This window comes from Bacillus cereus group sp. BfR-BA-01408 (assembly GCF_022663305.1).
GTDB classification, from domain to species: Bacteria; Bacillota; Bacilli; order Bacillales; family Bacillaceae_G; genus Bacillus_A; species Bacillus_A pacificus.
The window spans coordinates 1-213 of sequence record NZ_JAKUFF010000357.1 but is presented as its reverse complement, the minus strand read 5'-3'; the positions used below and the strand labels follow the sequence as shown (position 1 = coordinate 213).

Genomic DNA, 213 nt, shown 5'->3' with positions numbered 1-213 from the left:
TAGAACTGAAGCAAGAAGAAGTAGCAAAACAAGAAGAGAAAAAAGATGAAGCGAAACCGGAAGAAAAACCGGAGGAAAAACAAGCTGAACAAGAGCAAAATAAGCAAGACGAACAGAAAGAGAAACAAGAACAAAAAGTAGAAGAGAAGCCGAAAGAAGACAAGACGCAGGCACAGCCGGAAGTAAAGAAAGAAGAGAAACAACAAGAACAAC

Annotated in this window: 1 pseudogene; it reads left to right on the top strand. The window is 39.4% G+C overall.

What is annotated here, in order from left to right:
* Positions 1-213, top strand: a pseudogene (locus MR083_RS28400) (DUF4430 domain-containing protein); the annotation flags it as partial.